Consider the following 19,367-nt stretch of genomic DNA (forward strand, 5'->3'; position numbering starts at 1 on the left):
CTCACCGCGCCGGGAAGTTGAGCGCATATTCGCGGTCGTCCATCCCCGCCGGTGCGGCGAATGGGAACCGCAGGCTGGTGTCGAGGAAGTCGTGGCTGTGCACGACCAGGTTCTCCTGATCGATCAGCACCACGCCATAGGCGGGCGGCTCGTGGCTCGCCAGGTGCGGCGCGCTCGCATCGAGCTCGAACCAGACCTGGTGGTTGGTGCCGCGCAGGGTGGAGAAGGGAATCTTGCCGTAGCTGCCGAAGATCGGCCGGTGCACATGGCCGAAAAAGAGGTGGCGGATGCGGGAGCGATAGGGCCCGATCACCTCGGTGAATTCGGCGCTCTGCTTCAGCGCGATCTCGTCCATCGCGTGAACGCCGACCGGGAACGGCGGATGATGCATGAACACGACGAACGGCATATCGGCCGGTGCGGCGGCGAGCGTGCTTTCCAGCCAGCCGAGGCGCTTGGCGCACATCTCGCCGGCGTGGCTGGTCTCGTCCAGCGTGTCGAGGAAGACCAACAGGCCGTGCTCGGTGGTTCGGGTGCCCTGCACGAAGCCGTTTGAATCGCGCGGCGCGGCGTTCAGGCGGTCGAGGCAGGCAACGCGGCGGTCGTGATTGCCGACCATGGCGATGTAGGGAATTTTCAGCGCCGCCATCGCCTCGGCGAAATTGGCATAAGCCGCAGGCTCGCCCCAATGCGTGAGGTCGCCGGTCACGACCGCGAACGCGGCGTCGACGTGGTGCTTGTTGATGTCGGCAATGGCAGCATCCAGCCGGGCGCGGGGATCGAGGCCATAAAGCTTTTGTCCGGGGCCTGCGAGATGCGTGTCGGTGAGGTGGATGAATTTGAAGGGCATGGCGCGCTTGTCGTTGGAGGATGGGCGCCTCCGGCAAGACGGCCCTGATAGGCCGTTAGAGCGCGAGTGTTTCAGTTTGATGACAGAGGTTCCCGCGCGGAGGTGCGTCCACAAGCACAGCCGCGTAGGGTGGATTAGCCGAAGGCGTAATCCACCACTTTGAGCCAACCTCAAGTTGTGCTAATTGCTGCTTTATGTCCGACTACCGCCGCGCCTTCGTTCCCGGAGGCTGCTGGTTTTTCACGGTGAATTTGCTTGATCGGCGGAAGGCTCTGCTGACCGACCAGATCGAGATCTTGCGTGCGGCGGTCGCGGCAACACGTCGGAACCATCCGTTTGTGATCAACACATATGTAGTCTTGCCCGATCATCTTCATGCAATTTGGCAGCTACCGCCTGGTGATCACGATTTCTCGGTCCGTTGGCGGCTAATCAAGACCCGCTTTGCCAAAGCTCTGCCCGCGACCGAGCGGCTAAGCGCGGTTCGTGCCGCGCGGAAAGAGCGTGGCATTTGGCAACGCCGTTTTTGGGAACACCTGATCCGCGACGAAGCCGACTACGCCCGTCATGTCGAGTACTGCTACTACAATCCTGTCAAGCACGGGCACGTCTCGAAGGTGTGCGACTGGCCGTACTCGTCGTTTCATCGCGATGTCCGCGCCGGATTGTTGGCGGAGGATTGGGGCGGTGACGCCAAGGTTATCGGCGAGTTCGGAGAGCGAGGATGAGCCGGTTGGTGGATTACGCCTTCGGCTAATCCACCCTACGATTCCGGCGTTGCCTCACGTCCCGCAGAACGTCTGCAACACGCGCTGATCCGGTAGCGGCGGATCGGCGTAGGCCGCATGTTCCGGCTGGTCCTCGTACGGCTTGGCCAGCACCTTCACCAATTCCTCGAACGGTGCGTAGTCGTCGTTGTTCACTGCCGCCTGAATGACGGCTTCGACGCGGTGGTTGCGTGGGATAAACATCGGATTGACGGCGTTCATCGCAGTCCGCCGCTCGGCTGCGGTCTGCGGCTCCAACGCCGTGCGCTCGCGCCAGCGCTTGGCCCACTCATCGAAGGCCGCGGGGTCCATGAACTGCGCGCGTGCGTCATCCGCTGCGGGATCCCCTGCAGCGTCACCCAGCCTGCGGAAGGTGAGGGTGAAATCGGCCTGGTTCTTCGCCATCGCGTCGAGCAGGTCCTGGATCAGCGCATCGTCGCCATCGCGTTCGGTGAACAGGCCGATCTTGCGACGCAGGCCGGCCTGATAGGCCTTGCTGAAAATATCCGGAAAGGCGCCCAAAATTTCCTGCGCCTGTTCGATCGCTTTCTCCTGCTCCTCGCCGAACAGCGGCAAGAGGCACTCGGCCAGCCGGGTCAGATTCCACAGCGCGATGCGCGGCTGGTTGGCATAGGCATAGCGACCCATCTCGTCGATCGAGGAAAACACCTGCGCGGGATCGTAGGTATCCATGAAGGCGCAGGGGCCGTAATCGATGGTCTCGCCGGAGATCGAGCAGTTGTCGGTGTTCATCACGCCATGGATGAAGCCGACCAGCAGCCAGCGCGCGACGAGATCGGCCTGCCGCGCGACGACGCCCGCGAGCAGTGCATGATAGGGGCGCTCGTTGCCGAGCAGCTCCGGATAATGGCGGGCGATGACATGGTCGGCGAGCTGGCGGATCGCGTCGGTGTCGCGGCGAACCGCAAAGAACTGGAAGGTGCCGACGCGAATATGGCTCGAGGCAACGCGGGTCAGCACCGCGCCGGGCAGCGCGGTCTCGCGGATGACGTGCTCGCCGGTGACGACGGCAGCGAGCGAGCGCGTGGTCGGGATGCCCAGCGCGAACATCGCTTCGCAGACAATGTATTCGCGCAGCACGGGACCCAGCGCGGCGCGGCCGTCGCCGCGGCGGGAGAACGGGGTGGGGCCCGAGCCCTTGAGCTGGATGTCGCGGCGGACGCCGTCCTTGTCGATGACCTCGCCGAGCAGGATCGCCCTTCCGTCGCCAAGCTGGGGAACAAACTGTCCGAACTGGTGGCCGGCATAGGCCATGGCGATGGGGTCGGCGCCCTCGGGGACGCGCTTCCCGGCCAGGATTTCCGCACCCTCCGGGGTCTCCAAAAGGTCCGGATCAAGCCCAAGCTGGACCGCCAGCGCTCGGTTCAGCTTGATGAGCCGGGGAGCCGCCACCGGGGTCGGCGCGACGCGGGCAAAGAAGCTGTCCGGCAGCGCCGAATAGGAGTTCTGGAAGGGGAAATGGACCGTCATGGCCTAAAGATAGGTGCGGAATGCCTGATGGCAAAGGCTTCAGTCCTGTTGGGCCAAAAATGGGCGGTTAGGACCCAAAACAGGGCGTTCCCTTGGTTGCCGCCTTGGGTTGCCGCTTTGGGCCTCGTCGGCTAAACCCTGCCGCAACTTCGGACCGGCCACCTCAGTCGTCCGATTCGACCCCTCCGACATTGAATTTGGGACGACCATGCATCGCTACCGGTCACATAAATGCGGCGATCTCCGCGAGAGCAATATCGGCGAGACGGTTCGCCTCTCAGGCTGGGTCCACCGCGTTCGCGACCATGGCGGCGTGCTGTTCATCGATCTGCGCGACCATTACGGCCTGACCCAGTGCGTGGTCGATCCGGACTCGCCGGCATTCTCGCAGGCCGAGAAGCTGCGTTCGGAATTCGTGGTTCGGATGGACGGCAAGGCCCGTCGCCGCCCCGAAGGCACCGATAATGACGATCTGCCGACCGGCAAGGTCGAGGTCTATGTCAGCGAGATCGAGGTGCTGGGACCGGCCGGCGACCTGCCGCTGCCGGTGTTCGGCGACCAGGAATATCCCGAGGACATCCGGCTGAAGTACCGTTTCCTCGATTTGCGCCGCGAGAAGCTGCACCAGAACATCATGACGCGCGTCGCGATCATCGATTCCATGCGCAGCCGCATGAAGGGGCAGGGCTTCTTCGAGTTCAATACCCCGATCCTGACCGCGTCCTCGCCGGAAGGCGCTCGCGACTTCCTGGTGCCCTCGCGGATCCATCCCGGCAAGTTCTATGCGCTGCCGCAGGCGCCGCAGCAGTACAAGCAGTTACTGATGATGAGTGGCTTCGACCGCTACTTCCAGATCGCGCCTTGTTTCCGCGACGAGGACCCGCGCGCCGACCGCCTGCCGGGCGAGTTCTACCAGCTCGACGTCGAGATGAGCTTCGTCACGCAGGACGACGTGTTCGCGGCAATGGAGCCGGTGATCACTGGCGTGTTCGAGGAGTTCGCCAAGGGCAAGCCGGTCACCAAGGGCTGGCGCCGGATTCCGTTCGCGGAAGCCTTGCGCAAATACGGCAGCGACAAGCCGGACCTGCGCAATCCCATCGAGATGCAGGACGTCTCCGAGCACTTCCGCGGCTCCGGCTTCAAGGTGTTCGCGCGCATGCTCGAAGACCCCAAGAACCAGGTCTGGGCGATCCCGGCGCCTGGCGGCGGTTCGCGCGCCTTCTGCGACCGCATGAACTCGTGGGCGCAAGGTGAAGGCCTGCCTGGGCTCGGCTACATCATGTGGCGCGAAGGCGGCGAGGGCGCCGGTCCGCTTGCGAACAATATCGGGCCTGAGCGCACCGCCGCGATCCGCGCGCAGATCGGAGTGAAGGAAGGCGATGCCGCCTTCTTCGTCGCCGGCGATCCCGACAAGTTCTGGAAGTTCTCAGGGCTCGCCCGCAACAAGGTCGGCGAGGAATTGAACCTCACCGACAAGGAGCGGTTCGAACTCGCCTGGGTCGTCGACTTCCCGATGTACGAGTACAACGAGGAGGACAAGAAGGTCGACTTCTCGCACAACCCGTTCTCGATGCCGCAGGGCGGCCTCGATGCGTTGAAGGGCCAGGACCCGCTGACCATCAAGGCGTTCCAGTACGACATCACCTGCAACGGCTACGAAATCGCCTCGGGCGGCATCCGCAACCATGTGCCGGAAGCGATGGTGAAGGCGTTCGAGATCGCAGGCTATGGCGAGCAGGAAGTGGTCGAGCGATTTGGCGGCATGTACCGCGCCTTCCAGTACGGCGCGCCGCCGCATGGCGGCATGGCCGCGGGCGTCGATCGCATCGTGATGCTTCTGTGCGGGACCAACAATTTGCGCGAGATCTCGCTGTTCCCGATGAACCAGCAGGCCATGGACCTGCTGATGGGCGCACCGTCGGAAGCAACCACCAAGCAGCTCCGCGAACTGCATGTGCGGGTGAACCTGCCGCAGAAGTAAAGGGCTTCGCGCTTGTCCCGCCGAAGCAATGGCGAAGGCAGATGCGGGGAGGGGCTGCATCCACATCGTCATTGCGAGCGCAGCGAAGCAATCCAGAGTCCGTCCGCGGTAACAGTCTGAATTGCTTCGCTGCGCTCGCAATGACGGAGAATGAGGACCGTTCGCGACTCTAATCCTCACCGCTCCCGCGGACACATCCCCTATAACCCCGTCGATGCCTCGATCCGGAATTGCGCCAGCGCGCTCTCCGGGTCGGCTTGCAGGAGCTGCATCAACTGCATCAGCGGCACCTTGGCGCGCGGTGTGACCTTGATGACGAGCGTCTGGCCCGGCGTCTCGACGAAGCTTGCGATTGCATCCACGGCCGTGCCCGCCTCCGGATTGGCGGCGACGACTTCCGCGCGATGTACCCTGACACTGTCGGCGAGCGCCTGGTGCGCGGCCTCGCGGCTGACATTTTTCCCCCGTGCATACTGCATCGCGACCGAATCGACTCCACCACTGTCGCGCAGCGAAAACTCGACGGTGCCGGCCTCGACCTGGGTGGCCTGGCTCATGAGCTGCGCCGGGTCGGCCGAGAACAGTCCGCGCAGCACGTTGCCGAGTGCGATGCGCAATTTCGCTGTTGCGATCCCACCGATGTCGAGGGTCGCCGGCGCCAGCACGAAGCTGTTGGACGACTCGGTCCATCCCGCGCCGAGATCCAGGTCGATCGCGAGCTTGTCGATGCCGCCGGCGATCAATGGAAGCTGTTTTGGATCGGATGGATCGGTTGGCGTGACCATTTTGGCGACGACATGCGCCTTGGTCGGGATCGAGCCGACCATTTGCCCCCAGTCCACACTCAGCGTGTCGATTGTAACCAGCTTCTTGGTGTTCTTGAAAGGCGCGACGACGCCCTTGATCTCGGCGCCGTCGAGCACCCGAAACAGGCCCAGCATATGATCGGGCGAGGGCCGCTGGCCGGGATCGGAGAAGCCTGCCGCCCAACGCAGCAGGTTCGCCACGCTGAACGATTTGAGGGCGAAGCGCTCCATCTTGATCTGGCCTTGTGGCGTGGGCGCATCGAGGCCTTCGAGGGCGAGTTCGCCCTGCCGGTATCTGATCGCCTTCAGCTTCGGCGTCCCCTGCGGGGTCGTCATCGACAGATTGCCGATGTCGATCCTGCCGACGCGAATGCCCTCATAGAATCGCGCGAGCTTCTCCATCATCTCGCGCGATTGCGCCGGCGTCGGAAGTGACGTGCGATCGGTGGCCGGCAGCACCGCGAGGACCTCGGCCAGCCGGAATTTCGACGGCTGGAGCGCGATGTCGTCGATTGCGATCCCGTCGACCTGCACCCGTATGCCCAGTGTCGATGTCGCCACATATGGTCCGGTCGAGATCTGCCCGTAGGCTCGGTGATAGCTGTCGTCGTCCGCCTTCTGCGGATCGAGCGCGGCGGTAATCGCGGTCACGTCGATATCATTGACGGCGATGGTGGAGAGTTCGCCGGTCAGCTTGTCCGCCTTGCCCACCGACTGCACGTTGATCGTGAAGTTGACGCGGTCCGTCTTCATGGCGTCGATCTTGCCCCGCTTCAGATTCTGGATCGCCAGCCCGGAATAGGAGATATCGCCGCTGCCGGCGGCACCGCCGCCTCCATCGAACGTGAAGGTCAGCGTCGGGGCCGTGACGGAAGATGCCGTCACACTGGCATATTGTTCGAGCGCGTAGCGGTACATGTCGATCGATGAACCGCCCGTTGGCACGTTCAGCGCGCGGAGAGGGCCGGCATAGTCCCTCATGGTCAGCTGCGGAATCTTGTATGAGCCTTTCAGCTTCGCCGGGCCAATTTCGCCAAGCGCAAGTTCGAGGCCCGCGATGTCGATGCTGTCGGCCGAAAGGCGCGCCTCTTCGAGGAGGCGGACGCCCGTGCCCTTGATGCCGGCGATCTTGATCTGCGCTTGCGATTCGCTGCCGGGAGTGACCGCGATGTCCTCGACCGTCAGCGTCCGGCTCATCACATCGAACGCGATCTTGCCGTGGCTCGCCTTGCCGCCTTGCTTGCGGATCTGCTCGAACGCCGCCTCGACCTCGGCGGTGGCGCGATGTTTTGCGTAGAGATCGAAGCCGAACCATCCGGCCGCTCCGAGCACTGCGAGTAAGATCAGGCCGATCAGGATCCGCTTCATTCCCAGCTCCAGTTGCTCGTTTTGCACTGCGCAACCTGCCATATTCGCGAAACGCCGTGCGGTCCAGGGAAAGCTATGGTTTTCAAATATTTGACTGCCCGCCCTGTTGATGGGGCCGCATTCGGATGTTGCCACCGGGGCGCCGGCCGTGCTTCATCCCGTTTCCATGACCCGGAATACCGCGACCCGCGACAGGCCGGTCAGGACAACGTAATTTGAGGCCGGTAACGCGAGGCGAGGGACCGCATGTCGTCTTATTCTGATGATCTTCACCAGGCGGCGCTGGCCTATCATCGTGTGCCGCGCCCCGGAAAGCTCGAGATCCAGGCAAGCAAGCCGCTTGCCAACCAGCGCGATCTCGCACTTGCCTATTCTCCGGGTGTCGCCGCCGCCTGCATGGAGATCGCCAAGAACCCGGCGGAAGCCGCCTCATTGACGATCCGCTCCAATCTTGTCGCGGTGGTCTCGAACGGCACCGCGGTGCTCGGCCTCGGCAATATCGGTCCGCTGGCGTCGAAGCCTGTCATGGAAGGCAAGGCGGTCCTGTTCAAGAAATTCGCCGGTATCGACGTGTTCGACATCGAGATCGCGGCCGACACCATCGACCGCGTGGTCGAGACGGTGGCGGCGCTCGAGCCGACCTTCGGCGGCATCAATCTCGAAGATATCCGCGGACCGGAATGCTTCGAGATCGAGGCGCAGCTGAAGGAACGCATGAAGATCCCGGTCTTTCATGACGACCAGCACGGCACCGCGATCATCGTTGCAGCCGCCATCACCAACGGTCTGCGGCTGAATGGCAAGAAGCTGTCGGACGTCAAGATCGTGGCGTCCGGGGCAGGGGCCGCAGCGATCGCAACCCTGAACCTCCTGGTGTCGATGGGCGCACAGCGCAAGAACATCTGGGTCTGCGACATCGACGGCCTCGTGCATGAGGGCCGCAACACCACGATGGATCGCTGGAAGGCGGTCTATGCGCAGAAGACCGACAAGCGCACGCTTGGCGATGTGATCGGCGGCGCCGACATCTTCATCGGCCTCTCGGCACCGGGCGTGCTCAAGCCCGAGATGGCGAAGGCGATGGGCGACAAGCCCTTGATCATGGCGCTCGCGAACCCGACGCCGGAGATCATGCCGGAGGAGGCGCGCAAGGCGCGCCCGGACGCCATGATCTGCACCGGGCGCTCCGACTTTCCCAACCAGGTCAACAACGTCCTCTGCTTTCCCTTCATCTTTCGCGGCGCGCTCGACGTCGGCGCCACGGCGATCAACGAGGAGATGAAGCACGCCGCCGTCGAGGCCATTGCCCAGCTTGCACGCGAGGCGCCGTCGGATGCGGTGGCGCAGGGGTTTGATACCGGCGAGACGCAAGGGTTCGGCCCGGGCTCGTTGATCCCGAGCCCCTTTGATCCACGGTTGATTTTACGCATCGCGCCGGCCGTGGCCAAGGCTGCGATGGAGTCGGGCGTCGCGACGCGACCCATTACCAATTTCGACGAATACACCGCGCTGCTCGAGCGCTTCGCCTTCCGCTCCGGCCTGGTCATGAAGCCGATGTTCGCCAAGGCGAAGACCCAGCCGGTGCGGGTGATCTACGCCGAAGGCGAGGACGAGCGCGTGCTGCGCGCCACGCAGGTGGTGCTGGAGGAGAACGTGGCGCGGCCGATCCTGGTCGGCCGTCCGTCGGTGGTGGAGGCGCGCATCAAGCGCTTCGGTCTCTCGATCCGGGCCGGCAAGGACTTCGATCTCATCAATCCCGAGGACGATCCGCGCTATCGCTCCTATGTGCAGTCCTACGGCGAGGTCGCGGGCCGCTGCGGCGTGACGCCGGATGCGGCGCGCACGGTGGTGCGTACCAACAACACGGTGATCGCGGCGCTCGCAGTGGTGCGTGGGGAGGCGGACGCCATGCTCTGCGGCGTCGAGGGCCGCTACATGAGCCATCTGCGCCATGTCCGCGAGATCATCGGCTTTTTCCCGGGCGTCAGCGACTACGCTGCGCTGGCACTGCTGATCACCAGCAAGGGCGCCTTTTTCATCGCCGACACGCAGGTGCGCCCCAATCCGAGCGCGGAGGAGCTTGCCGAAATCGCTTCGCTGGCAGCGGTCCACGTTCAGCGTTTCAACATCAAGCCGAAGATCGCTTTCGTCTCGCATTCGGATTTCGGCAGCTATGACACCGAGTCCTCGCGCAAGATGCGCCGGGCGACTCAGCTGTTGAAGGACAAGCATCCCGAGATCGAGGCCGACGGCGAGATGCAGGGGGACACAGCGCTCTCGGCCGCCGCCCGAAGGATGGTGCTGCCGCACTCCCAGCTCGAGGGCGAGGCCAATATCCTGATCATGCCGAGCCTCGACACCGCGAATGTCGCCTATCAAATGATCAAGTCGCTCGCGGACGCGCTGCCCGTCGGCCCGATCCTGATCGGCCCCGCGCGCCCGGCCCACATCCTCACTCCATCCGTTACGGCGCGTGGCATCCTCAACATGACCGCGGTCGCGGTGGTGGAAGCGCAGGAGTGCGCGGCGCGGCAGCAGCCGACGTTGTTTACGTAGCGAGCCGCTGCACCGCGGGTGGTGCAAATCCTTCTCCCCTTGTGGGAGAAGGTGGCGCGAAGCGCCGGATGAGGGGTTGTTTCCGCGAGTCGAAATCCCGCGAGTTTTCCGTGCCGATAGATACCCCTCACCCGTCTCGCCACTGCGCCATAGCCGATGCGAAGCATCGGCGTTCTTAGGACGGCGGCCGAAGGCCGCCTATGCCACCCTCTCCCACAAGGGGAGAGGGGAAGAACGCGGCCGACTTTGAATAACTTGCAGTTCTCCATTTCCCCGTTTGTAAACCGCGAGCGGACTCTTCATAATCTCCCGAAGCGTCTCGCGCTCAGAGTTTTGCCAAGAGGCCGATCATGCCAGCGTTCGTGACTTTCGGGCGGATCCTGTTCGCCGTGCTATTCATCTACACGGGCGCGACCAAGCTGCTCGATATTCCCGGCACCGCTGAGATCATCGCCAGCAAGATCACGGTGCCCGACATCGTCGCACCTTATGCCCAGCAAGCCGAGCAGGCGACCGGCAAGACCACATCGCAGCTGCTGGCGATCGCGGTCGGCGCGCTTGAGATCATCGCAGGTCTGATGATCGCGCTGAATTTCGGCGCGCGCTTCTTCGCGATGCTGCTGATCGTCTACGTCGCGGTCGCGACCGTGCTGTTCGATGATTTCTGGAACCAGGTGCCGCCTGACAACGGCAAGGTGCTGGTCGACGCGCTCAAGAACCTCTCGATCATCGGCGCACTATTCATGATCATGGGCTACGGCCGTGCCACGCGCCCGGCCGAGGCGGCGTACGGGGACGTGTAGAGGTCCTATGGGCGCCGCTCAAGGCATCCTGGCCGGCGGCGCATTCTACTTTGCATGGGGTTGTTTTCGCGATTTTGAGAAGGTGAGCCGGGTGGCGAGGTTCAACCCGCCCGGCGCCACGGCGTGACGGTCACCTCATGCGCCGCGTCAAGCAGGAACGGCGCGCCCGGCTTCATGCCGTGTGAAGCAAGAACCTGGTGCGGGGTCCGTGCCGGCACGCCGACAAAGCAGCCTTCGCCGCCGGGCAGACGGACGTGCGGGGCCTCCGACAGCCAGAACGTGTCGTAGAGGTCCATGAACATGTTGAACACCACGGGGCCGCCGATGATCGCGAGGGTACCGGAGGCGACATCGGCGAAGGCGCAGGCCTCCTCGAAGCTCGCATGGTCCGGATTCCACAGCGTCGCGTTCGGCATCTCCGGATCGACGGTGAGGGCCTTGATCTTGCGGGTTGTGATCAGCCGTTTGCGCTTCGGCGAGTTCGGCTGCTGCTCGTGCGAATGGCGGCCGTGCACGATCAAGGCGGCGCGATCGAGCGCCTGCTCGAAGAACAGCTTGTCGCCTTCGAACTTCAGGCTGTCCGGCATGACGTGATCCGCGTCGGCGAGCATGCCGTCGGCGGAGACGATGACGTAGCCTTCGATGCGCAAGGACAATGGCAACGGCTATTCGGAGACCGTCGTCACGACGCTGTTGACCGGCCGGTTGCTGACCGTCGGCAGCTTGACGTCCTTGAGCAGCTCCTGGTCATACTCCGGCAGCGTCGTGGCTGGGAACTTGGCGCGCATCGCCACCACCTTGAAGCCACCGGCCTTCAGGCGGTTCAGAAGTTCGGGAAGAGCCTCGGCCGTATGCTTCTGGAAGTCGTGCATCAGGATGATGCCCTTGCCGAGCTTGTCGAGCTTCTTCATCACGGTCTCGATCACCTTCTCGGGCTTGGAGGCCTTGAAGTCGAAGGAGTCGAGATCGCAGGAGAAGATCGCGATGTTGCGGTTGCCGAGATAGGTGACCATTTCCGGCGGATGCTGGAGCGCCGGGAAGCGGAAGAACGGCGAGGGCGAGATGCCGCCGAGCGCCCATTTCACCGCGGAAAAGCCCTTCTCGATCTCGTCTTTCTTCTGCTGATCGGTCAGCTTCTTATTGTTGAGGTTGGCGTGCGACCATGTGTGCGCGCCGACGGTGTGGCCGGCTGCGTAGACCTGCTTCAGAATCTCCGGCTCATAGGTCGCGTGCTTGCCGATCGGGAAGAAGATGCCGGTGGTGCACTGATCGGCTAGCGCCTTGAGCACAGCCGGCGTGTTGCGCGGCCAGGGACCGTCGTCGAAGGTCAGCACCACCTCGTGGTCGCGCAGGAAATCGAGTTCCTTGAAGTGCTCGAAGCCGAAGCCGGGGCCGCCTGTCGTGTCGATCTCGACGGTGCGCGCGACGCCGAGCGCGTTCGGGTTGTTGCAGGCAGCGCGCGCCGGTTGCGCGGCCTGTTGCGGCGGGGTCGGTTTTGCCGCAGCCTGTGGTGCGGGCGCTGCTGCCGCAGGGACTGGACCTGCCGGCGTTGCGCCCGGTACTGCCTGCGTTGCGGCTGCGGGCTTCGCGGCCGGGGTCTGCGACCATGCTGCGCCCGTCATCGCAACAGCCATCGCGCTTGCCAAAATCAGTCCTGCCGCCACACGCATGGTGTTGTCCTCGAGATTGATCCCGTTGTTCCGCCGCGGCTTTTCGCCTCCGGCAAAACCATCCTGCCCCTTGTGATCCTAGCCTAGATGGTGGCGCATCGCCATTGCAACGGCTGTTTGGCGCTTCGCCACAATTGTGCCCAACGCGTTGGGGGGCGACACGTCAACTGTCGGCCAGCGCCTTGGCGACCGCCGTCTTGATCCGCGTGTCGGTCGGCTCAACGGCGGATGCAAACACCTCGGCGATAGAGCCGTCGCGGCCGATCAGGTACTTGTGGAAGTTCCAGCGCGGAACATCCCAGGGCCGTGCCTCCGCCGCCCATTTGTAGAAGGGATGCGCCTTCGGCCCCACCACGGCAGCCTTGGCTGCGATCGGGAAGGTAATGCTGTATTGGTGATGTGCGGTCTGCGAGATCGCGCTCGCGCCGCCGGGCTCCTGGCTACCGAAATCGTTGGAGGGCACGCCGATGACGGCGAGCCCGCGCTCCCTAAACTCGCTCCAGAGCTCTTGCAGCCCCACGTATTGTGGAGTGTAGCCGCAAAGCGAGGCGGTGTTGACCACCAGCAGCGGCCGACTGGTGAAGGCCGCGAGACGGATGTCATCGCCGGACAATGCGGGGAAGGAGAAGGCGTAGGCCGAGATCCGGCTCATGCCGCCGTCGGCCTGCACGCGTGTTGCAGATGCGGCCGTGGCGAGCAGCGCGGCGAGCATGGTCCTGCGGGTCAACATGGCGACGTCCCCCCGACGTGATCCGCCAAGCACTCTACTCCGTCAATGCGATCGGCCTGCTCAACACCGCGTTATCTGACGCGGCGACGCGCACTAGTGCAGGCGGACGATGAAGTCGGTGCCTTCGCCGGTCTCGCCCTGGTTGAGGCCCTGGTCGGACACGATGATCGAGCCGCCGCTGGTCAGCATCTCGTTGACCTGGGCCATGGTGTCGGCAGGGATCGAGATCCGGTCGAGCGCCTCAGTCGGGCTGTCCGGTGTGACGACAGGCTTTGCCGCAACGGGGATCACGGCGGCCGTGCGCTGGCGGCGCGTCATGCGGCCGTCGTCTTCGCGCTCGGCGGAGCGGACGGAGACGGGCAGGGATACCACCGACCAACGCAGCGCATTGGCGTCGGTCTTGTCGACCTCGGCGGTGAAGACGTGCGTGCCGAGCGGCCTGTCGCTGGCTGCGATCGCGACGGGCACCTCGAACAGCGGCGCAAAGTTCTGCCGCACGTAAAGCTTGGAGTCCTTGCGGCTGATGAAAACCGCAATCTGGCCGGCCCGCTTCGGCACGTCCGGCTTCGCGGCGGGCGCGGGATCGGCGACGCGGGTCTGGTCCTTCTTCGCCTCAGGCGAGGCGGCCTGCGCGGGAGTGGTTGCCGTCGCTGTTGCGTCAGGCTGCTTCGCGGTTTCGGCCGCTTCGGGCTTGGTCGGCTCGGTCTTGGCGGCCTCCGCCTTCTCGACTGGCGTTTCATCGGCGGTCATCGCCTTGGGCGATTCCGCAGCATCGACGGGATGCGCTTCTGCGTTCGCGCTGTTGGCGGACTTAGCGGCTTCTTCGGCTTGAAGCGTCGCAGTCTTGGCAGTATCGGTCTTGACGTCGGACTTGACGTCGGACCTGGCCGCATCGTCGTGCGCCGACGCGTTGCCCGTCGTCGCATCTGACATTACGGCGTGGCCGACCGTCGAGCGCAGCTCCAGCACGGTGTCCACGCTGGCGGTCTTCGTCTCTACCGGGTTGGCTTCAGTGAGCTTGGCTTCAGTGAGCTTGGCGTCAGTCGCGCCCTTGTCGCCGACAGTCGTCGTCGGTTGCAGGCTCGCCGCGGGCTGTGGCGGCACGCGCACGGCGGCGAGCAGGGGATGTGAGAAGTCTTGCGGGGTCATCTGGCCGGGCGTGACGATCACGCGCGCGCCCATTCTGGTCCAATTCCACATCTTGACCGCGAACGCCATCGGCATGCGGATGCAGCCGTGCGACGCCGGATAGCCCGGCAGCACGCCGGCATGCATGGCGATGCCGGACCAGGTGATCCGCTGCATGTACGGCATCGGCGCGCCGCTGTAGATGTTGGAGTGGTGGAATTTGTGCTTTTGGATGACGCTGAACACGCCCATCGGCGTCGAATGGCCCTTCATGCCGGTCGACACCGGAGATTCCGCAAACACGCCATGGGTGTCGTAGACGGTGACCTTTTGACGGTCGATCGAGACGACGATGACGAGCGGCCCTTGCGGCTTCACGCCGGCTTCCTTTTCGGCGACGACCTCTTTCTTCCCGGTCGCACCACGCTTCTGCGGCTTTTGCCGGGGCCCCTCGATATGGCGCTCCTGCCGGCCGTAAGACCCGTCGGAATAATCCGCCCAATAATAAAACGCTGCTTCGGCCTGGCTTGCCGTACCGATCGCACCCGCCGCCGTCAAAATGGCGACCTGCCAGAGCCGCGCCGGCTTGGCAGAAAAACCAGACCCGTTCACGCTATTCATCCTCGAATCCATAATCCAAATCAGACGTTAGTCTCACAGAGGGGATACGCGTTCACCAGCACGGCAGTTCTGCCATCAGCTACATTTGTCCAAGCCGTAGCAAAAAAGCCTCACGGAGCGGTAAACGGCGGCCGTGATAGGGGCGCTTGTTGCCTTCCTGGCCGGCGTTCGCGTGCCTACATTGCGGTGAGTTGCTATCGGAGAACTTCATGTCATCCCGTTTCCCCGCTCTTTCCGACATCCGTTTGAAAGATATCGCTTTATTGCTCGTGCTGCTGGTCGTTCCTGTGGCGTCCGCGTCCGCTGCGGATGAGCCGGATCTGATCTTCCGCCGCTCTACCGTGTTCAAATGGGTCAGCCCGAACGACAAGCTCGCGACCTACGGCCTCGACGATCCCGAGGTCGAGGGCGTGGCCTGTCATTTCACCGTGCCGGAGAAGGGCGGCTTCAAGGGCTGGCTGGGCCTGGCCGAGGAGGTGTCGGACATCTCGCTTGCCTGCCGCCAAGTCGGGCCCATCAAGTTCAAAGACAAGATGGAGCAGGGCGACGACATGTTCCGCCGGCGACGCTCGCTGTTCTTCAAGAAGATGCAGATCGTGCGCGGCTGCGACGCCAAGCGCAACGTGCTCGTCTACATGGTTTATTCGGACAAGCTGATCGAGGGATCGCCGAAAAATTCGACCTCGACCGTGCCGATCATGCCGTGGGGACCGGCTGACGCCAACGTCCAGAAGTGCGGTGATTTCTTCACTCAGTGACGCGTTAGCGTTCACTCAGTGACGCGTTTGCGGCTGACGCGGGATTTCGCGAGATGCGAGCCGGTCAGTCGCACGAACGCCTGTGGCGCGGCCTCAAAGCCGCGGCTCGATTGCATTGCCATGTCGCCAGCCGAAGTCGTGCCGTCGCGAACGGGGCGTTGATCTCCGCGCTCGGTCCGCTGGCCCGCGTCGCGCGCCGTTGCGCGATCTCTCGCCATCATGATGGCCTTCCCTCACGTGAACCCGCCCGGTGATCCGGGCTTGTCGGTTTCGATGGCTTGGGTCGCGCCCGCCGCGCTCCCGGTTCGACGAGCCCAGCCTCGTTCGGGTCTCTTCAGCAGAAAAGCGTAAAATCCATGTGAAGCGTGGAAGGCACGAATGTGACCGTGCTCCGGCGCAGCACGTTCCCGGACCTGAAGGGAGCTTGCCGGACCGCTTTGAGCCGCGGCGCGACCCATCTGAAATGTTTGGGGTTCCCCGCCGTATGTTTCGTCGCGAAGGGCGCGACGAAACAATTCTCACGAACACGAAACCATTTTCAGCTTTTGGCGCATCACGCGCGAAACCGCCCATGGTTATCAACTTCACAACGACGACGGCCCGCGGCCGGCCACGGAACCTGGGGACAAGTCCATGCGCGCGCTTAGCTTCATCCTTGCTTTTGGGTTCGTATTCGCCGGTTCCTCGTTCGCAGGATCGCCCGACGGCAATCTGCCGGGCGTCGGCACATTCCAGTATAGCGGCTCGCCGGTCACCCCCACGGCACCGCAGGCAATCGTGGTCGCAGCGCGCTTCTGATCGCCAACAAGAAAATTAGCCGGTGAAGGCCACCATGTTTGTTCGTCTCTGCGCCGCAGCGTTCATTTCATTTCTGACGATCAGTTCCGCCCAGGCGCAAGTGCGCTCCCCCAGCCGACTACCCGATCCTCGCACCGAGTTCGTGCGCCAATGCGCGCCGCGCATGCTCGGGCGCTGGGAACATCCCGAGGAAGTCTGCGGCTGCCTGCATGATCATGCCGCCGCAGTCGTCGAGGATCGCGACCTGCGCGAGGCGCTGCTGCGCGGCATCAGCGAGACCGGCGTGCCGACGATCGAGACCGATTGGGTGCCGTCGTCCAAGCAGAGCGAGATCGGCCCAACCTTCACCAAGATCGCCAAGCCGACGTTGCAGTGCATGTTCGATCCGGCGAAGCAGGGCTCTTAAGCCCGGCTATTTCGATTTCGGACCGAACCGCGGCACGCAGGTGCTCGTTCGCGAGATCCCCTTGTCGGTCATTTTCGCGCCGCGCACTTCCTTGACCTGTCCGGCGGGGCAGGTTCCGTCGTCCACCTGCACACGCTGGCCGAGCTTGAGATCAACGATGTCCTGTTCGCGCCCGACGGTGCCGGCGCGTGCCGTCGTGGCGAACGCGAGGCACATCAGGAGCGAGAGGCAGGTCGCGCGGCGTTTCAGCATGGTGTGAGATCCCGGCATTGATGCTGCAATGTAGGGAGCGGCAAGCGATTCTGACAGGAAAGCTTCGTCACGCCCGCCGAGCAGATTGGCCCCTCGCGCGCAGGGCGGCGCGCGATTCGCGCGCGAGGCGCCCGGCTGATGCCACCAGTTGCGGAACCGCATGGCCGGAAAATCCCAGCACGAATCCGGGCAAGGGACGTGCCCGCGCGTAGGTGTCGGCCAGCAGCCAACCTTCCACGCCGGCGGCCCGTTTTGCCTCTGCCGCAACCGCGGGGGCCACCGAGGGATCGAACCGCGCGACCAGATGCAGGCCCTGCGACGGCACCGGCACCGACAGCGCACCATCGGATGCCGTTTCCAGCGTTTGGGCCAGCGCATCGCGGGCCTCGCGATAGAGCTTTCGCACCCGCTTCAGGTTTGCGGCGAAGGCGCCGGAATTGAGCATGTCGGCAACGGCGCCTTCCATCAGCGTGCCGGGAAAGCGGTCGAGTGCAGCCCGCGCCGCGGTGACGTCCGCGATCAGGCGTTCGGGCAGGGCGCAATAGCCGATGCGCAGGCCCGGAAACAGCGTCTTGGCGAACGTGCCCATGTAGATCACCCGCTGGAGATGATCGATGCCGGCAAGCGACATCAGCGGCGCGCCGTCATAGCGAAACTCGCTGTCGTAATCGTCCTCGAACACGAAGGCGCCGGCCTGCTTCGCCCAGTCGAGAAGCTCGAGCCGCCGCGGCATCGACATCTGCACGCCCAGCGGAAACTGATGCGAAGGCGTCACGTAGGCCGCACGCGCGGATGGTGCCGCGGCCCGACCCTTGGCGACGTGCAGCCCATGCGGATCGACGGGAATGGGGACGGTGCGATAGCCGCATTGCGCGATGGTCCTGCGTGCAATGGGATAGCCGGGATCCTCGCACCAGACCTGATCCTTCGCCTTCAGGATCGTGCCGAGCACGATGCGCAACGTGTGCAGCGTGCCTGACGTGAGCATGATCTGGTCGGAGTCGCAGCGCAGTCCCCGCGCCGACAAGAGATGATCGGCGATCGCAACCCGCAGCTCGCGGCTACCGCGCGGATCGCCGTAATGCAGATGTTCGGCGCCGAAAGCGCGCATGCGCCGGCCGACGATGGCGCGAAAGCGCTGCACCGCGCGCTCGTCGATATGGGTGCAGCCGAGCGACAGCGCGCCTTGCCTGGGCGCTTCGACCACGGCCATCGTTTTCTTTGGCTCAGCGGATCGGGCCGGGATGCGCGCGGCGACGAAGGTGCCGGAGCCGACGGTGGCTCGCGCAAAGCCGTCGGCGATCAGTCGTTCATAGGCGGTCACGACGGCGTTGCGGCGAAATCCCGTCTGTTTGGCCAACGTCCGCGACGGCGGCAACGGTTCGCCGGGTTTCACGAGGCCTCCGACGATCATTTCGCACAGCGCCTGATACAGCCGGTGCGCGGCGGAGGCGCTAGCGGTGATGTGCGGGCCGGTGAGGTCCAGCGGCAGCTCGGCCTTGGCCGGTGAGGGGGTAAAATTGGTCGGAATATTTTGCATGGAATTGGCACTATCGCAGACCAAATTGGCGCCTACAAGTGTGATGGCATTCTTTCAACGCCTGCAGGAGCGGCCGTGAGCCAAAATTCCTATCCGACATCAGCGCGCAACCAAGTGAAGCGCCGTCACGACCGCGGCTTCTACGACCACGAAACGGTTCACCGCATCCTGGATTCCTCGATGCTCTGCCACGTCTCCTATGTGATCGACGGCCAGCCCTATTGCACGCCGACCTTCTTCTGGCGCGAGGGGACGCGCCTTTACTGGCATGGCTCGAGCGCCAGCCGCATGCTGCGCAACCAGACGAGGGGTGAGCGGGTGTGCCTGACGGTCGCCCATCTCGACAGCCTGGTGCTGGCGCGCTGCGGCTTTAATCACTCGGCTGACTACCGCGCCGTGATGGCGTTCGGCACGGCCTATCTCGTCACCGATCCCGAGGAGAAGGAGCGCGCGGTGATCGCGATGGTCGACCGCTTCTTCCCGGATCGGACCGCGAGCCTGCGCCAGAGCAACACGCAGGAGATCAAGGCGACCTCGTTCATCGCGATGGAGATCGAGGAAGCCTCTGCCAAAGTCCGTGCCAAGGGTGTCGCCGACGATGATGAGGACTATGCGTTGCCGATCTATGCCGAGCGCATTCCGGTGCGTACCGTGCTCGGCGCGCCGGAACCGTGCCCGCGCCTGCTCGACGGCGTGACTCGGCCTGCGACGTTGAACGGCTATTCGGAAGGCCGCCTGCTCGAAGATGCATTACGGGATGCCTATTTTGCAGAGTACCCGAACGGCTGAAATCGGCTAGCTTGCGCTCCTTCGATGAATTGAATGCCCGATTGGAGTTGCCT

18 protein-coding genes are annotated in these 19,367 nt (G+C 64.0%); 8 read left to right on the plus strand and 10 right to left on the minus strand.

Annotated elements, in window-relative coordinates:
* Window position 1: 1 nt before the first annotated feature.
* On the minus strand, window positions 2-850 hold the full coding sequence (locus tag GWG65_RS10475) for a phosphodiesterase (protein ID WP_275195470.1): 849 nt from the start codon (window positions 848-850) through the stop codon (window positions 2-4).
* A 194-nt stretch (window positions 851-1,044) separates the two neighbouring features.
* On the opposite strand from GWG65_RS10475, the gene GWG65_RS10480 reads away from it, so the two are divergent.
* Window positions 1,045-1,578, plus strand: coding sequence for a transposase (locus GWG65_RS10480; RefSeq protein WP_275195473.1), 534 nt, complete (start codon window positions 1,045-1,047; stop codon window positions 1,576-1,578).
* Window positions 1,579-1,632: 54 nt separating this feature from the next.
* Here GWG65_RS10480 and GWG65_RS10485 read toward each other — a convergent pair whose 3' ends face one another.
* Window positions 1,633-3,108 (minus strand): YdiU family protein, encoded by a 1,476-nt coding sequence (locus GWG65_RS10485; protein ID WP_275195474.1) that lies wholly within the window; start codon window positions 3,106-3,108, stop codon window positions 1,633-1,635.
* Between the two features lie 208 nt (window positions 3,109-3,316).
* On the opposite strand from GWG65_RS10485, the gene aspS reads away from it, so the two are divergent.
* Window positions 3,317-5,089, plus strand: a complete 1,773-nt coding sequence (gene aspS / locus GWG65_RS10490; protein WP_275195475.1) for an aspartate--tRNA ligase — start codon at window positions 3,317-3,319, stop codon at window positions 5,087-5,089.
* Window positions 5,090-5,289: 200 nt separating this feature from the next.
* Here the strand turns inward: aspS and GWG65_RS10495 are convergent, their stop codons facing one another.
* Window positions 5,290-7,263, minus strand: a complete 1,974-nt coding sequence (locus GWG65_RS10495) for a hypothetical protein (protein ID WP_275195476.1) — start codon at window positions 7,261-7,263, stop codon at window positions 5,290-5,292.
* Window positions 7,264-7,509: 246 nt separating this feature from the next.
* On the opposite strand from GWG65_RS10495, the gene GWG65_RS10500 reads away from it, so the two are divergent.
* Both GWG65_RS10500 and GWG65_RS10505 read left to right on the plus strand, forming a co-directional pair.
* Window positions 7,510-9,819: an NADP-dependent malic enzyme gene (locus GWG65_RS10500; RefSeq protein WP_275195478.1), complete on the plus strand. Its 2,310-nt coding sequence runs from the start codon at window positions 7,510-7,512 to the stop codon at window positions 9,817-9,819.
* Between the two features lie 350 nt (window positions 9,820-10,169).
* Window positions 10,170-10,622, plus strand: a complete 453-nt coding sequence (locus GWG65_RS10505; protein ID WP_275195479.1) for a DoxX family protein — start codon at window positions 10,170-10,172, stop codon at window positions 10,620-10,622.
* A gap of 101 nt (window positions 10,623-10,723) precedes the next feature.
* Here GWG65_RS10505 and GWG65_RS10510 read toward each other — a convergent pair whose 3' ends face one another.
* The 4 genes from GWG65_RS10510 to GWG65_RS10525 form a co-directional block, all read right to left on the minus strand.
* Complete coding sequence (locus GWG65_RS10510) at window positions 10,724-11,278, minus strand: dihydrofolate reductase (RefSeq protein ID WP_275195534.1); 555 nt, start codon at window positions 11,276-11,278, stop codon at window positions 10,724-10,726.
* 9 nt (window positions 11,279-11,287) lie between these two features.
* Window positions 11,288-12,292 (minus strand): polysaccharide deacetylase family protein, encoded by a 1,005-nt coding sequence (locus GWG65_RS10515; RefSeq protein WP_275195480.1) that lies wholly within the window; start codon window positions 12,290-12,292, stop codon window positions 11,288-11,290.
* Window positions 12,293-12,455: 163 nt separating this feature from the next.
* Complete coding sequence (locus tag GWG65_RS10520; RefSeq protein WP_275195481.1) at window positions 12,456-13,022, minus strand: glutathione peroxidase; 567 nt, start codon at window positions 13,020-13,022, stop codon at window positions 12,456-12,458.
* 93 nt (window positions 13,023-13,115) lie between these two features.
* Window positions 13,116-14,771 (minus strand): L,D-transpeptidase family protein, encoded by a 1,656-nt coding sequence (locus GWG65_RS10525; protein ID WP_275195482.1) that lies wholly within the window; start codon window positions 14,769-14,771, stop codon window positions 13,116-13,118.
* Window positions 14,772-14,980: 209 nt separating this feature from the next.
* Here GWG65_RS10525 and GWG65_RS10530 point away from each other — a divergent pair, with 209 nt between their 5' ends.
* On the plus strand, window positions 14,981-15,529 hold the full coding sequence (locus GWG65_RS10530) for a CreA family protein (RefSeq protein ID WP_275195483.1): 549 nt from the start codon (window positions 14,981-14,983) through the stop codon (window positions 15,527-15,529).
* 11 nt (window positions 15,530-15,540) lie between these two features.
* Here GWG65_RS10530 and GWG65_RS10535 read toward each other — a convergent pair whose 3' ends face one another.
* On the minus strand, window positions 15,541-15,750 hold the full coding sequence (locus tag GWG65_RS10535; protein ID WP_275195484.1) for a hypothetical protein: 210 nt from the start codon (window positions 15,748-15,750) through the stop codon (window positions 15,541-15,543).
* Window positions 15,751-16,162: 412 nt separating this feature from the next.
* Between GWG65_RS10535 and GWG65_RS10540 the strand changes: the two genes are divergently transcribed.
* Both GWG65_RS10540 and GWG65_RS10545 read left to right on the plus strand, forming a co-directional pair.
* Entirely contained in the window at window positions 16,163-16,327 is a 165-nt protein-coding gene (locus tag GWG65_RS10540) for a hypothetical protein (RefSeq protein ID WP_275195486.1), read from the plus strand.
* Window positions 16,328-16,361: 34 nt separating this feature from the next.
* A complete protein-coding gene (locus GWG65_RS10545) occupies window positions 16,362-16,733 on the plus strand; it encodes a hypothetical protein (protein WP_275195488.1) in 372 nt (123 codons plus the stop codon).
* Between the two features lie 6 nt (window positions 16,734-16,739).
* Here GWG65_RS10545 and GWG65_RS10550 read toward each other — a convergent pair whose 3' ends face one another.
* Together GWG65_RS10550 and GWG65_RS10555 are read right to left on the minus strand one after the other, a co-directional pair.
* A complete protein-coding gene (locus tag GWG65_RS10550) occupies window positions 16,740-16,985 on the minus strand; it encodes a DUF6719 family protein (RefSeq protein ID WP_275195490.1) in 246 nt (81 codons plus the stop codon).
* A gap of 67 nt (window positions 16,986-17,052) precedes the next feature.
* Window positions 17,053-18,525: a PLP-dependent aminotransferase family protein gene (locus GWG65_RS10555; protein ID WP_275195491.1), complete on the minus strand. Its 1,473-nt coding sequence runs from the start codon at window positions 18,523-18,525 to the stop codon at window positions 17,053-17,055.
* A gap of 75 nt (window positions 18,526-18,600) precedes the next feature.
* On the opposite strand from GWG65_RS10555, the gene GWG65_RS10560 reads away from it, so the two are divergent.
* The gene (locus tag GWG65_RS10560; RefSeq protein WP_275195492.1) at window positions 18,601-19,314 is read left to right on the plus strand and encodes a pyridoxamine 5'-phosphate oxidase family protein; all 714 of its coding nucleotides are present in this window, start codon (window positions 18,601-18,603) and stop codon (window positions 19,312-19,314) included.
* The last annotated feature ends 53 nt before the right edge of the window (window positions 19,315-19,367 follow it).

The sequence above is a fragment of the Bradyrhizobium sp. CSA207 genome (assembly GCF_029051685.1).
Classification (GTDB): domain Bacteria; phylum Pseudomonadota; class Alphaproteobacteria; order Rhizobiales; family Xanthobacteraceae; genus Bradyrhizobium.